Origin of the sequence: Streptomyces sp. ME02-8801-2C, assembly GCF_033793965.1 — a bacterium.
Taxonomy (GTDB): Bacteria; Actinomycetota; Actinomycetes; order Streptomycetales; family Streptomycetaceae; genus Streptomyces.
Map to the genome: position 1 here is coordinate 63,437 of NZ_JARAXP010000004.1, position 14,184 is coordinate 77,620.

Consider the following 14,184-nt stretch of genomic DNA (forward strand, 5'->3'; position numbering starts at 1 on the left):
GGCAGAGGGCCTTTTCCGTCAGGGGGGACTCAGTCGTTGTTCTCGTCGCTCGAACCGGGGCCCTCGGACAAGATGCTGTCCACGTCCTCGAAGAAGTTCACGAATTTCTTGCCGTCGATCTTGTCCAGGCTCTCGTCCTGGGTCTTGAACATCTTCTCGAGGGTTTCCTTGAGGTCGTCCTCGATCTCCTCGAAGAGCTCCCCCTGGAAGGCGAGGATCGCCGTCACCTGCTCGATCAGCTCGTCCAGCTTCGCCGTGACGTTTCCGCCGTTGGTCCGGCCCTTGCCCTCCGCCGCCATCGTTCCGATCGCGAGCGGCTTCACCTGTCCGTCCCGGAAGCCGACAGCCGTCTTTCCGCCCGCAGCCACGAGGTCCACCAGCGCCGGCACGTCCACCCCGTCCACCGGGGACTGGCCCGCCAGGCCGAGCTTCCTGATCTCGTCCCTGAACGGGATGACGTCGTTGTCGAGGAAGCTCTGCAACCACGCCTTGTTCAGATTGACCGTGGGAGTGTTCTCCGCCATGTCCGTACTCCTCCTGCTCCTGCGTCCGTCAGGTCCCGCCCCGCGATGAGAGGTACGAGGGGAAGGCCGTCCGCGGGATGCGCACGCGGACGGCCGCCGGGGCGGGCGTGCCGCCGCCCTTCTGGGGTCAGGCGCCGCCGATACGCACGCTCTCCCAGAGCTGCGTCAGGGACTTCTCGCTGTACTGGTAGCTGTCGGACACCTCGGTGAGCAGAGCCGAGTTCTCGCCGAGAATCCGCTCCATCTCGCCTACGGCGTTGTTCCACGCCGTCTGCTTCTCGCCGTACATGTCCTTGTCCTCGCCCTCCCAGGTCTCCTTGAGCTGCTGGAGCTCCGCGTCGAGGTTGGTGAGGATGCTGTCGATCGCCTTGGTCTGCTGGACCATGTCGTCGGCGGCGTTGTTCATGTGGGAGTAGTCGACGTAGATGAGTCCGTCGGTGAAGTCGGGCATGGCTGTCCTTGTCTCGAGGCGGTCGGGTCAGGGGTGGAAGAAAGTGGTGGGGGGAGCTGTCCCGCGACAGGCGCTAGCCGCGCAGGGCCTCGAAGATCGCCTCGGAGCGGCTGTACGCCTCCTGGATGGCCTGGTTGGAGGAACCCTGCTGCAGGCCCTGCGCCTTGAGCGTGTCGTTCAGTGTGTCGATCATGTTCTGCAGGTTGTTCGAGATGATCTCCGCCTGCTGGTCCCACCGCTCCAGGAGCTTCTGGAACGCCCCACCGTCGCTGCCCGAGTAGCCCGAGGACAGGTTGTGCTTCATGTTCTCGACGTCCTGGCGGCATCGCTGAACACCCGCGAAGGCCTGCTCCAGCGCGGTGACACCGTTGCGTGTCGCATCCGCCTGTGACTGCTGCTTACCTGTAGGTGCCATGGATTTGTGTCTCCTGGGATTCTAGTGGTCCAAGTGAGCCTAGGTGTGGGTCAGTTGATCGAACAATGACGGACATCACCTTTGCCCTTCCGGTCGGTCGTTTCGGGCAGTCACGATCGACCGGTCCCGCAGCGCGGCGCCGTCGTGCCGCTCTCGCCCACCACCGCGGCCTCCGGGCTGAGATCGGGGCCGGTCGGCAGCATCGCCAGCAGCGGTGAGGGAAGTCCGCGTGCCTGGCCCTCCGTGTAGCCGAGCGCGGCCAGCGCCTTCGCCGTCCCCACCCGGTACTTCATCCCGGTGTCCGTCACCAGGTAGAGCGTGCCGCCGACCTGGCTCCCGCCCGCCCCGAGGGCCCGCACCAGCGCACCCCCACCTGGCTTCACGGTGATCCGGGCGACCGGCAGACACGCCGGCGTGAGCCCCTCCGGGGGCGCCTGCGCGGCCGGGCCCAGTGCCGCCGCCGTCTCGAGGGCCACACTGATCCGGGGGCCCTCCGCCCCGGCCGTGATCCGTACGCAGGCGGTCGTGGCCGCGTCGATGCCGACCACCTCCGGGGGCGCCTCGGGCAGGTCGGTGTTCTGCGGCAGTTCGCTCGAACCCGGCACCAGTCGGCCGTTCAGCGCGTCCGCGCCCAGCACCGCGGCCTGCGGCGCCCGGCCCTCGTACACCTTCTCGCGGGTGTCCGGATCGCCCAGCACCAGCGCGGCCGAGGTGGCGGTGAGCGGGGTCAGTCCCTCGCGCTCCAGCAGGTAGTAACGCTCGACGGCGCCCGGCACGGTGATCCGGAACACCTCGCCGATCCGGGTGCTCCGGCCGGCCAGCGACGGTCCGGCCGCGCCCTTGTCCGCCACCGGCGGAGGGTCCAGATCCGGGCCGGACGGCAGGGAGTTGAGGAACGCCGCCGACACCGCCGTACGCGGAGTGGAACCGTAACCGAGGGCCTCGCGCGCGTTGGAGTCGGCGAACAGGAGCAGTTTGCTGCCCCGCCACACCAGATAGTCGGCCTTGTCGGGCCCGGTCACCAGCAGTGCCCGAGTGGTGGGCAGGCCCGCCGCGGTGGACTGCGCGCCGACCGCGAGGGTGGTGCCGGTCGAACCGGAGGCGGTGCCCGAACACACCTGCCACGGGCCGATGTCCAGGTCCCCGCCGCCGGGCAGCGCGTCGGGGGCGCCCACGATGCCGACCGGCGCCCCGTGCGGGGTGTCGGCGAGCGACGCGGAACCGACCATGGACACCTTCATGTCGGCGCCCATCAGCAGCCGCGCCGAGGCGTAGTTGCGCACCGGCCGCAGCCGGCCGTCCAGATAGAGATAGCGGGAACCGGTGTCCTTGTTGACCACGAGGGTCCCGCTCGCCTGCCAGGAGTCCTTGGTACCCGGCTTCAGCAGCCCGAGGACGAACGCCCCGGCCGAGATCAGCACGGCGAGCAGCACCCCGATGACCACTCCCCGGTTGGTCCGGCCCTGCGGGCTCTCCGGGGCGTCCGGGTCCGCCCGCAGCATGCTCGAGGTCAGCCGCCCCATGACGAACATGTGCGCCTGGACCTGATCGCGTCTGGACTGCATGACAGCGTTGGTTCCCTTTCGGTTCGGCCGTGCACGGCCGGTGATGGAGCGTCAGCCTTCGTCGGCCGCCGACCGGTCGGACGGGGACCCCGCCGACGGCCCAGGCCGCTGAAGGCCCGTCAGCCGTTCATGGACCGCAGTGCGCCGTACACGCCCAGCACCCACAGGCCGAGCGGCAGCAGGCTGATCGCCAGGGCCGAGTGGAGCACCTCGCCGATCCGCCCCCAGTACGGCACGAGCCGCCGCCCGGGCACGGTCCACGAGGCGATGGCGAGCCCCGCCGTGGCCGCCAGCAGACCCGCCGCGCTGACCAGCCGGGTCCCCGGCGCGGACTGCGGGACGGTGACGACGACCAGCGCCAGCAGACCGGCCACGCCGGGAATCACCAGCGACAGCCGCTGCCAGACGTTGCCCAGGCCCCGCGCGTGCAGCAGAAGCAGCAGGGACAGCACCACCGCCATGATCGTCTCGGGCAGGTCGTCCTCCCTGGCCAGCACCGCCAGACAGGCCAGCGCGACCACGCCCACCGCCCCGTACAACGAGGTCATCCAACCGTCGGCGAGCACCGCGCGCGAGGCCACCGTGGCGGTGGGGTGCGGTTCGATGCCCTCCTGCAACTGCTGGGCGTTGGTGGGCAGCGGCGGCATCCGCATCCCCGACATCCGGAACGACAGCGACGGCACGAACGCCCCGAGGACCACGGCCGCGACCGCGAGCACCCCGGCGACATGCACCGGCGGCAGATCCGCCACGAGCATCAGCACCGCCGCCAGCGCCCCGAACACACAGACCACCGTGAGACCGAGGAACAGCGCCGCGTACGAGGCCACGACCGCCAGCGCGAGCACCGCGCCGCCCGCCCCGGCCGCCGTCGACGCGAGCAGCCGCGAGCCCAGCACCTCGTACAGCTCCGGGCCCGCGAGCGCTCCGCCCGGCAACAGCCAGCCGGCCAGCGCCAGATACGGCCCGACCATGAGGCCCAGTGCGGCTCCGGCGCCCGCGTCACCGACCGCCCGGCTCGCCGCGCCGGCGCCCGCGAGCAGCAGCAGCCCGGCCGCCATGGCGAACACCGCGCGCGGCGCCGCCGAGCCGCCCGGCAGCGCGATCAGCAGCAGGCCGGCCGCGAGCACCGCGAGGGCGACCCCGAGCAGCAGCCACCGGCTCACCCGCGGGCTCCAGCCGTACGGGCGTTCCTGCATGGTGGTGGCGATGCCGTCCACCAGGTCGTCCAGGTGCACCTCGGGCAGCGCCTCGGTGCGGGGGCGCAGGAAGAGCGTCTCGCCGTCCCTGAGGCCGTACGACTCCAGGGTGCGTTCCTCGTCCAGCGGCTCGCCGCCGAGCCGCTGGAGCACCCAGCCGCCGTGGTCGATCCCGGCTTCCTCGAGATCGTCGCCGCCGTAGCCGAGGACCGCGGGCAGCAGGTCCGCGACGGGCACGTCGGCGGGTACGGCCAGATCCATGGTCTTGGCCGGGGCTCGTACCGTCAGCCGGCACAGCTCCGCCATCTGAGTGTCAGTCATCGGTCTTGCTCACGCTTCTTCGAAGGTGCTTTCCGTGTCCTGGGGGAAAACGCCGGACGACGCTCCACCGAACGTCGCGCCGGACCGGTTCTCTCCGGCGGGATTCGAACTCACGGCGGAGGACCGGTCGTTGGCGTTCGACATGACGATCGTAGTATCAGATGCATCGCGGGCTTCAGCCGCCACCGGGACAACGGCCGGTACAGACCATCCGCCGTCCGGCCTTCGGCGGCGCCCCACAAGTCCTCGTAAGGAGAAGCTCCTTGAGTGTGGTCCTGTTCCGTCGCCCGGCCCGGCGCCGAGGCCCGGAGATGCCCGACGGGGAGCTGAACCTCCAGGAGCCGCCCGCGCTCCCCGAGGTCGTGCCCGACTCCTCCGCCGTGTGGACGTACCTCCCCATGGCGATGATGTCCGTGTCCATGATGTTCATGTTCATGCGGCCCGGTATGACCAAGGGCAGCGGCGGATTCATCTATCTCGCCCTCGGTGTGATGGTCGTCGCGTCCGGAGCGATGATCGTCGGCCAGGCGATGCGCCGCAGCAGCGAACGCAAGCAGCGGCTCAAGGGCGAACGACGCGACTACCTGCGCTACCTCGGCCAGATCCGCCGCAAGGTACGCGGCGCCGTCGTCGACCAGCAGCGGGCCCTGGCCTGGCGGCATCCCGAACCCGCAGCCCTCTCGTCGATGGTGGGCACCACCCGGCTGTGGGAACGCCGCCCCCGCGACGAGGACTTCGGCGAGGTCCGGGTCGCGGTCGGCGAGCAGAAACTGGGCCTGAAACTCACCCCGACGTCCACCAGCCCCGTCGAGGACCTGGAACCGCTGGCCGCGCACGCCCTGCGCAGCTTCATCCGCGCCTACGCGACCGTGCCCGAGCAGCCCATCGCGATCTATCTGCGGGCCTGGGCCCGGGTGCTGTTCCGGGGTGACGAGGACCGCATCCGCGGTGTGGCCCGCGCCGTCCTCGCCCAACTGGCCACCTTCCACTCGCCGGACGACCTGTGGATCGCCCTGTGCGTGTCCGACGAACGGCGCGCGGACTGGGAGTGGACCAAGTGGCTCCCGCACGCCCTGCACCCGCATGAGACGGACGGCGCCGGCCCCACCCGGATGACGTTCTCCGCGTTCGGCGAGCTGATGGACTCGCTCGGCGCCGAGTTCGAGGAGCGCCCCCAGTTCGACCCGGACGCCGTACCCGGCCGAGAGGAGCCGTTCACCGTGATCGTCGTGGACGGCGTCACCGTGCCCGGCGGCCACCGGCTGGAGGGGCCCGGCTTCCGCAACACCGTCGTACTGGACCTGTCCGGCGCGCTCACCTGGCGGCCCGGCCGGGTCACGCTCCGCTTCGACGTGACCAAGGACACCTTCGGGCTGGTACGCACCGACCGGGACCGCAAGGAACAGACCACCGTCCTGGGCCGCCCCGACACCCTCGGCGTGGTCGGCGCGACGGGCCTGGCCCGCCGGATCGCCCCCTACCGCATGGGCCTCGGCACCGGCGCGGACGCCGCCGAACCCCTTTCCACGAACCTCGAACTGACCAACCTGCTCGGCATCCCCGACCTGCACCGCCACGACCCCTCCAAGCTGTGGCAGCAGCACACCGGAGCCGCCCGGCTGCGGGTGCCCATCGCCGTCGGTGTCGACGGGCAGCCGGTCGAACTCGACATCAAGGAGTCCGCACAGGGCGGCACCGGCCCGCACGGCATGCTCATCGGCGCCACCGGCTCCGGCAAGAGCGAACTGCTGCGCACCCTCGTCCTGTCCCTCGCCCTCACCAACTCCTCGGAGACCCTCAACTTCGTCCTCGTCGACTTCAAGGGCGGCGCCACCTTCCTCGGCCTCGACGAACTCCCGCACACCTCCGCCGTGATCACCAACCTCGCCGGTGAGGCCGCGCTCGTCTCCCGTATGCAGGACGCCCTGCACGGCGAGTTGATGCGCCGTCAGGAACTCCTGCGGGCCGCCGGCAACTACACCTCCGCACTCGACTACGAGAAGGCGCGCGCCTCCGGAGTCCCGCTGCAGCCGCTGCCCAGCCTGTTCGTGGTCGTCGACGAGTTCAGCGAACTGCTCGCCGCCCACCGCGAGTTCATGGAACTGTTCGTGATGATCGGCCGGCTCGGCCGCTCCCTCGGTGTCCATCTCCTCCTCGCCTCACAGCGCCTCGACGAGGGCCGGATGCACGCGCTGGAGAGCCATCTGTCGTACCGGGTCGGTCTGCGGACCTTCTCCGCGATGGAGAGCCGAGGAGTGCTCGGCGTACCCGACGCCTACCAGTTGCCGCCGCAGCCCGGCAGTGGCTTCCTCAAGTCCGGCGTGGAGGAACTGACCCGGTTCCGCGCCGCGTACGTCTCCGGCCCGTACGAGAAGCGGGGCGGCGGCGCCCACCAGGTACGGGTGGCCAGCCAGACCGTGCCGTGGACCACCAGCTACGTCGTCCCCCGCCAACTGCCCGCCCCCACCCCCGACCCGGAGACCGGCACGGGCACGGGCGCGGAGGAGACAGGCGACACCCTGCTGTCCGTGGCCGTGGAACGACTGCGCGACGCGGGCCCCCCGGCCCACCAGGTGTGGCTCCCCCCACTGGACCTGCCGGCCACCCTCGACCAGGTGCTCCCGCCGCTCACCCCGGACCCCGAACTGGGCCTCACCGCAGTCGGCTGGCCGGGCCGAGGCAAGCTCACTATCCCCATCGGCATAGTCGACCGCCCCTTCGACCAACTACGCGACCTGCTCACGATCGACGTCTCCGGCGCGGGCGGCCACATAGCCATCGCGGGCGGCCCGCAGAGCGGCAAGTCCACGATGGTCCGCACCCTCCTCACCTCGCTCGCACTCACCCACACCCCCCGCGAAGTGCAGTTCTACTGCCTGGACTTCGGCGGCGGCACCCTCGCCGGCCTCGCCGGACTGCCCCACATGAGCGGCGTCGCGGCCCGCCTGGACACCGAACGGGTGAGCCGGACAGTCGCCGAGGTCACATCCCTCCTGGCGGCCAGGGAACGCTTCTTCCTCGACGAGGGCATCGACTCCATGGCGACGTTCCGGCGCCGCCGGGCCGCCGGGGAGTTCCCCGACGAACAGCACGGCGACGTGTTCCTCGTCATCGACGGCTGGTCCACGGTCCGCCAGGACTTCGACCGGTACATCCAGACGTTCGGCTCGATCGCCGCACGTGGCCTCAACTACGGCATCCACCTGATCGTCACCACCGCCCGCTGGGTCGAACTGACCTCGGCCATCCGCGACCAGGCGGCCACCCACCTGGAACTCAGGATGGGCGACCCGATGGACTCCGAGATCGACATGCGGCGCGCCAAGACCGTGCCCCGCATGCCTGGCCGGGGCCTGACCCGCGACACGAAACTCCACTACCTCACCGCCCTCCCGCGCATAGACGGCGTGGAATCGGCGGAGGACCTGACAGACGGCGTAGCCGAACTGGTAGCAGCGGTCAGGGAGAGCTGGCCCGGTCCGGCCGCCCCCGCCGTCCGCATGCTCCCCGCCAAACTGCCGGTCTCGGACCTCCCCGCCCCCGACGCGCCCGCGGGCGGCTTCCGGATGCCGATCGGCCTGGAGGAACAGGAGCTCTCCACGGTCTGGCACGACTTCACCGAGACCCCGCACATGATCGTCGTCGGCGACACGGAGAGCGGCAAGACCAACCTGCTCCGGGTGGCGGCCCAGGCCATCATGAACCGCTACTCGCCCGCCGAGGCCCGCATCATGGTCGTCGACTACCGGCGCGAACTGGTCGAGGCGGTCCCCGACGAGTACCGCCTCGGCCACGCAGTCTCCATCGACGCCCTCAAGGACCTCGTCTCGGGCGCGGCCCGCGCGGTCACCTCCAGGCTGCCCGGCCCCGACATCACCCCGTCCCGGATGCGCAAGGCCGACTGGTGGAACGGCCCCCGCCTGTTCATCCTGGTCGACGACTACGACATGGTCGGCACGGGCCCGATGAACGCCCCCTTCGAACCACTCCTGTCCCACCTGGCCCTCGGCTGGGAGGTAGGCGTCCACCTGATCGTCTCCCGCTCGGCAGCGGGCGCGGGCCGAGGAGTGGGCGAGGCGCTGCTCCGCCGCCTCCTGGAGGTCAACACCCCGACTCTCCTCCTCTCCTGCCCCCCATCAGAGGGCTTCATCATCGGCTCCCTGAAGGGCCGAAACCTCCCGCCGGGCAGGGGAACCCTGATCACACGCCGAAAGACGACTCAGGTGCAGACGTCGGTGCTGGAGGACGCGGGGGAGTGAACTGGGGTGTCCGCTGTCCGAGGTGCCCCTTTTCCGGGCGGGGTGCGCCCTTTTCCGGGCGGGGGTGCGCCCTTCCGGGCGGAGCAGCACTTTCCTGGCGGAGCGGCACTTCCCGGGCGGAGCGGCACTTCCCGGGCGGAGCGGCACTTCCCGGGCCGGGCTGTGCCTTCCCGGGCTGGCCTGTGCCTTTCTGGGCCGGGCTGTGCCTTCCCCGGCTGGCCTGTGCCTTTCTGGGCCGGGCTGTGCCTTCCCCGGCTGGGCTGTGTTTTCCTGGGCCGGGCTGTGCCTTCTCCAGCCGGCCTGTGCCTTCTCCAGCCGGCCTGTGCCTTCCCGGGCCGGCCTGTGCCTCTTCAACCCCGGCCCGCATTTCCAGCCCGTCCGGCGTTTGAGGACAAGGCCCGTTCAGGGCCGTAGGGGGGTCTGGGGGCGCAGCCCCCAGGTTCAGGATGGGACGGGTAGGGGCGGCGGGGGCGAAAACCTCACCCCGCGGGCCGCCACCCCCGAGCCCGCCCCCGAGGAACCACCACCCCGAGCGCGGCGACCAGCACCAGTACCCCCACCCCCACCCCCGCCACGACCAACGCCCGCCGCCGAGGCTCCGACGACACCGCAGCGGGGACCACCGCCTTCGCGGGCCTGGGCATCGCCCCCGGCGCCTCCGCCAGCACCGCGGTAAGCGCCGCGTAGGGATCCAGCCGAGGCGGCGCCGCCGGATACGCGGCCTCCGTCAACTGCCGGGACACCTCCGCCGCCGACATCTCCGGGTACCGCGCCCGCACCAGCGCCGCCGCCCCCGCGACATGCGCCGCCGCAAGCGAGGCACCGGAACCGATGAAGTCCCCCGTCCCCCGGGCCCCGAGGCCGACCACGGAATCCCCGGGCGCGGCAAGATCGGCACCGGAGACCACCGGCGCGTTGTCAGGCCGGCCCCCATCAGGACCGTAGTCGGTCACCGCCAGCACCCCGGGCACAGCAGCGGGCCAGTACCAGGGCTGAGGCCGCACCAACTCCCCGGTCGCCCGGTCCTTCGGCAGGGCGTCCGGAGCAAGCGGCGCAACAACAAGGGCGTCCTTACGACTCGCGTACTCGACCGCCTCCGTCAGCTGGTCCTTCCTGCCCGCGAGCGCCACCGAGACGTAGATCACCGAGGCCCCGGCGTCGGCGGCCGCCCGTACGCCGTCGGCGACCCGCGCCGCCAAGACGTTCCCGCGCTCGTCCGTGGCCCGTACGGCCAGGATCCGGGCCAGTGGCGCGAGTCCGGCAGGCCCTCCCCCCGCTTCCCCCGCCCCGGCGATCAGACCGGCGGCGAACGTCCCGTGCCCCACACAGTCCACACCCGCACCCGCGAGCGCGGTCACCCGCCCGGCCAGCCCGGGGACGTTCGGGCTCACCCCGGTGTCCACCACGGCGACGGTGACCTCGGCACCCTGAGAGAGCGTCAGGGACCGGGTGTGCCCCAGTGCCGCCAGCGCCCACGGCGTGCCGCTGGCGTGCTCGGCGGAGGCCGGCGTGCAGGGCTCGTCGGCCGCCAGAACGGACCGTACGGCGGGCAGCTTCACGGAGTCGGCGGCCGCGGGAACGGCGGCCGACATGGCTACGAGCAGGGTCACGAGCAGAGCCACGAGCAGGGGTGCGACAACCGCCGCCCCCTGAGAGCGCAGAGTACGAGCAGCACGCATCCCGCGATCCTAGGCGCCGCGGACGAGAGCGAAACGCACGGGGTCGGAACACGTCGGCACGCGAACTCCCCTGCCTCTCCTGGAAGATGGCGCCCCCGGTCCCGTAGCCTTCACCGCGTGCGCACGCCCGTACGAAACGAACATCCCGGAAGGGAACCGCTCGGGGCCGCACCACAACGAGGAGGATCGACGCGTGTCACGGCAGTTGCTCAGGGTCAGCCCGGACCAACCGGACAGCTTCCGGACGATCGGTGAGGCCCTGGAGAAGGCACGCACCGGAGCGGTGATCCGGGTCCAGCCCGGCCGCTACGCCGAGAACCTCACCGTCCGCACCCGCGTCACGATCGTCGCCGACGGCGACCCGGGCAGCGTCGAGATCTGCCCGCGCCGCGGCTCCGCGGTCGTCCTGGTCGCCGACGCCGTGATGCTCACCGACCTCACCCTGCGCGGCGGCAGCGAGGACCTCCCGGTGGTCGACGCGCCGCGCGGCCAGGCCGCGATGGACGGCTGCGTGATCGTCGGCTCGGGCTGGACCGCCGTACTGGCCCGCGAATCCGGCTCCCTGGCCATGCGCGACTGCCGCGTCAGCAACCCGAAGGGCGCCGGAGTCGTGGACGCCGCGTCCACCGGCAGCGTCATCGAGGGCTGCCTCGTCGAGAACACCGGCACGTCCTCCGTCGTCATCGGCGAGGACGCCCGTACGACCGTACGGGACTGCCGGCTGCGGGACGCCCGCGCCAACGGCGTACTGGCCAGCGGGACAGCGCAGGGCCTGGTCGAGGACTGCGACATCTCCGCGACCGACAAGCCCGCCATCGCCCTGGAGGGCAGCAGCGGCACCCGGATCGTCCGCACCACCGTGCACGACACGTCGGTCGGCGTCTACATCACCAGCAGCTCCCGCCCGGTCCTCGAACAGGTCACCGTCCTCGACACCTCCGGCCCCGGCATCATGCTCGCCGACAGCGCCGACCCCGAACTGGTGAGCTGCCGCACCGCACGGACCAAGGGCAGCGGACTCGCCGTCACCGAACGCTCCCGGGGCACCTTCCGGGACTGCGAGTTCGACCAGGCGACCGGCCCCGCCATCCGCGTGATCGGCTCCAGCGCGCCCACCCTCACCGGCACGGCCGTACGCGACTGCGCCGACAAGAACTGCGCCGTACTCCTCGAGGACGAGTCCTCGCCGGAGTTCGACGGACTGGTGGTCTCGGACGCGACCGCCGTCGGCATCCGGATCCGGGCCGGCGCCAACCCGCTGGTGCTCCGCGCCCGGATCAGCGATCCCGGCGGCCACGGCATCGAGATCATCGAGGACGGACGCGGGCGCCTCGAACACTGCGAGATCGACCGGGCGGGCGGCGCCGCGCTCCGGATCGCCGGGGGCGGCAGGCCAGAGGTACGCGACACGGTCATGCGCGAAGCCGCCGACGCCACCGTGTCCGTCGGCGCGGAGGGCATGGGCACCCTCCGGGACTGCTCGGTGCAGTCCGGCCGCGCGTCCGGCCTCGCCATCGAGAACGGCGGCGAACTGAGCGTCCTGCGCACCCACGTCACGGACTGCGGCGCACACGGCGTACTGGTGTCGAACGGCGCCCGGGCCGCCCTCACCGCCTGCCAGATCACCGGCAGCGTCGGCGACGGCATCCGCGTCGACAGCTCCGAGCCGGTCACCGTGACCGGCTGCACCGTACGCGACAACCGAGGCGCCGGCCTCAAGCAGTCCCGCGCGAGCGAACGGCTCACTGTCGAGGACCTGAGCAGCGCGGGCAACGCGGCCCCGGACGCCTGGGGAGACACGCTGCCCCCCGACGCGGCGGCCCCCTCGACGGCCGGCGAGAACGGCAACACCTCCCCCCAGGGCCCGCTGGCCGAACTGGAGTCCCTGGTCGGCCTCGCCGACGTCAAGCACCAGGTACGGACCCTCGTCAACCTCAACCAGCTCTCCCAGCGCCGCGCCCAACTCGGCATGCCCGTCCCGCCGATGAGCCGCCACCTCGTCTTCTCGGGCCCGCCCGGCACCGGCAAGACCACCGTGGCCCGCCTCTACGGCGGCATCCTCGCGGAACTGGGCGTCCTGCGCTCCGGACACCTGGTCGAGGTCTCCCGCGCCGACCTCGTCGCCCAGGTCATCGGCGGTACGGCGATCAAGACGATGGAGGCGTTCAACGACGCCCTCGGCGGTGTGCTGTTCGTCGACGAGGCGTACACCCTCATGTCCGACAGCAAGGGCTCCGGCGCGGACTTCGGGCGGGAGGCGATCGACACGCTGCTGAAGCTGATGGAGGACCACCGGGACGAGGTCGTCGTGATCGCCGCCGGCTACACGGACGAGATGGGCGCCTTCCTCTCCTCCAACCCCGGCCTCGCCTCCCGCTTCACCCGGACCGTGGAGTTCGCCAACTACTCGGTCCCCGAACTGGTGACCATCACCGAGAACATGTGCGCGGGCCACCGCTACGAGCTGGACCCCAGCACCCTGGACGCCCTCGCCCGGCACTACGAACGGATGCCGCGCGACGCCACGTTCGGCAACGGCCGCGCCGCCCGCAAGGTGTTCGAGGAGATGATCGACCGCCAGGCACACCGCCTCAGCACGATGCCCAACCCGGCCGAGAGCGACCTGACCCTGCTCCTGCCGGAGGACGTGGCCGACACCTCGCCAGCCGCTTCCGAAGGCGGCCCGGCCGCGGAGGATCTCCTCGCCGAACTGCACGCCATGGTAGGCCTGAGCGCGGTGAAGAACGAGGTCACAGCCCTGGTCAACCTGCTCACGGCCACCCGCCAACGCCGTGCCGCCGGCCTGCCGACCCCCAAGATCAGCCAGCACCTGATCTTCTCCGGGCCACCCGGCACCGGCAAGACCACCGTCGCCCGCCTCTACGCCGACCTGCTGCGCTCCCTCGGCGTCCTGCCCAAGGGCCAGCTCGTCGAGGTGGCCCGCGCGGACCTGGTGGGCCGGTACGTGGGCCACACGGCGCAGCTCACCAAGGACGCGTTCGAACAGGCGCTGGGCGGCGTGCTGTTCATCGACGAGGCGTACACACTCACGCCCGAGGGCGCCACCTCCGACTTCGGCCGCGAAGCCGTCGACACCCTGCTGAAGCTGATGGAGGACCACCGGGACGAGGTCGTCGTCATCGCCGCGGGCTACACCCACGAGATGACCCGCTTCCTGGCCTCGAACCCGGGCCTGGCCTCCCGCTTCTCCCGGACCGTGGAGTTCGAGAACTACACCACCGACGAGCTCCTGGACATCCTCGCCCGCACGGCCACCGGCTACGGCTACGACTGCACGCCCGAAGCCCTCACCGAACTCCGCACCTACGTGGACGCCCTGCCCCGCGACCGCTCCTTCGGCAACGCCCGCACGGCCCGCCAGATCCTGGAAACGATGATGACCCGCCAGGCGGGCCGCATAGGAGCCCTCCCGGCCCCGGGCCTGGACGACCTCCGCATGCTCCTCCCGGAGGACCTCCCGCTGGCGCCGCTGCCTCGGGCGACGCACTGACGCAAGGAAGGATCGGGTGTCTCTGGGGCCCACCCGACCGGGCGCCAGACGGTACTACTGCGTGCTACATGGAGAGCGCAAGCTCATGATGTTGGTGTCGAGCAGGCCTTGCTCGTACTCAACCGGGATACGGGTGGTCCCGTTCCTGCTCGACGACGGCGTCCTGATCGTTGCGGAAGGCGTCCAGCGAGATTCAGGGGCCCGCGCCCCCAACAGGCCTCGAAACTGAGGCAGAGCTCAGGGCAGGCGCTTGGCGGCAT

Annotated in this window: 8 protein-coding genes; 2 read left to right on the forward strand and 6 right to left on the reverse strand. The window is 71.3% G+C overall.

Translation table 11 applies throughout. From position 1 onward, the window contains the following. Positions 1-29 precede the first annotated feature (29 nt). The 5 genes from PV396_RS13635 to eccD all read right to left on the reverse strand — a co-directional run bounded on the left by PV396_RS13635 (position 30) and on the right by eccD (position 4,475). Complete coding sequence (locus PV396_RS13635; protein WP_319204203.1) at positions 30-524, reverse strand: type VII secretion system-associated protein; 495 nt, start codon at positions 522-524, stop codon at positions 30-32. 127 nt (positions 525-651) lie between these two features. Then, on the reverse strand, positions 652-975 hold the full coding sequence (locus PV396_RS13640) for a WXG100 family type VII secretion target (protein ID WP_319204205.1): 324 nt from the start codon (positions 973-975) through the stop codon (positions 652-654). 73 nt (positions 976-1,048) lie between these two features. Continuing rightward, entirely contained in the window at positions 1,049-1,390 is a 342-nt protein-coding gene (locus tag PV396_RS13645; RefSeq protein WP_319204207.1) for a WXG100 family type VII secretion target, read from the reverse strand. 110 nt (positions 1,391-1,500) lie between these two features. Continuing rightward, the gene (gene eccB / locus PV396_RS13650; RefSeq protein ID WP_319204209.1) at positions 1,501-2,955 is read right to left on the reverse strand and encodes a type VII secretion protein EccB; all 1,455 of its coding nucleotides are present in this window, start codon (positions 2,953-2,955) and stop codon (positions 1,501-1,503) included. Between the two features lie 119 nt (positions 2,956-3,074). Continuing rightward, a complete protein-coding gene (gene eccD / locus PV396_RS13655) occupies positions 3,075-4,475 on the reverse strand; it encodes a type VII secretion integral membrane protein EccD (RefSeq protein WP_319204211.1) in 1,401 nt (466 codons plus the stop codon). A 269-nt stretch (positions 4,476-4,744) separates the two neighbouring features. Between eccD and eccCa the strand changes: the two genes are divergently transcribed. Next, positions 4,745-8,734, forward strand: a complete 3,990-nt coding sequence (gene eccCa / locus PV396_RS13660) for a type VII secretion protein EccCa (protein ID WP_319205498.1) — start codon at positions 4,745-4,747, stop codon at positions 8,732-8,734. Positions 8,735-9,213: 479 nt separating this feature from the next. Here eccCa and PV396_RS13665 read toward each other — a convergent pair whose 3' ends face one another. Further along, positions 9,214-10,413, reverse strand: coding sequence for a S8 family serine peptidase (locus tag PV396_RS13665; RefSeq protein WP_319204214.1), 1,200 nt, complete (start codon positions 10,411-10,413; stop codon positions 9,214-9,216). A 193-nt stretch (positions 10,414-10,606) separates the two neighbouring features. Here PV396_RS13665 and PV396_RS13670 point away from each other — a divergent pair, with 193 nt between their 5' ends. Further along, the gene (locus PV396_RS13670) at positions 10,607-13,924 is read left to right on the forward strand and encodes a right-handed parallel beta-helix repeat-containing protein (RefSeq protein WP_319204216.1); all 3,318 of its coding nucleotides are present in this window, start codon (positions 10,607-10,609) and stop codon (positions 13,922-13,924) included. Positions 13,925-14,184: the final 260 nt, after the last annotated feature.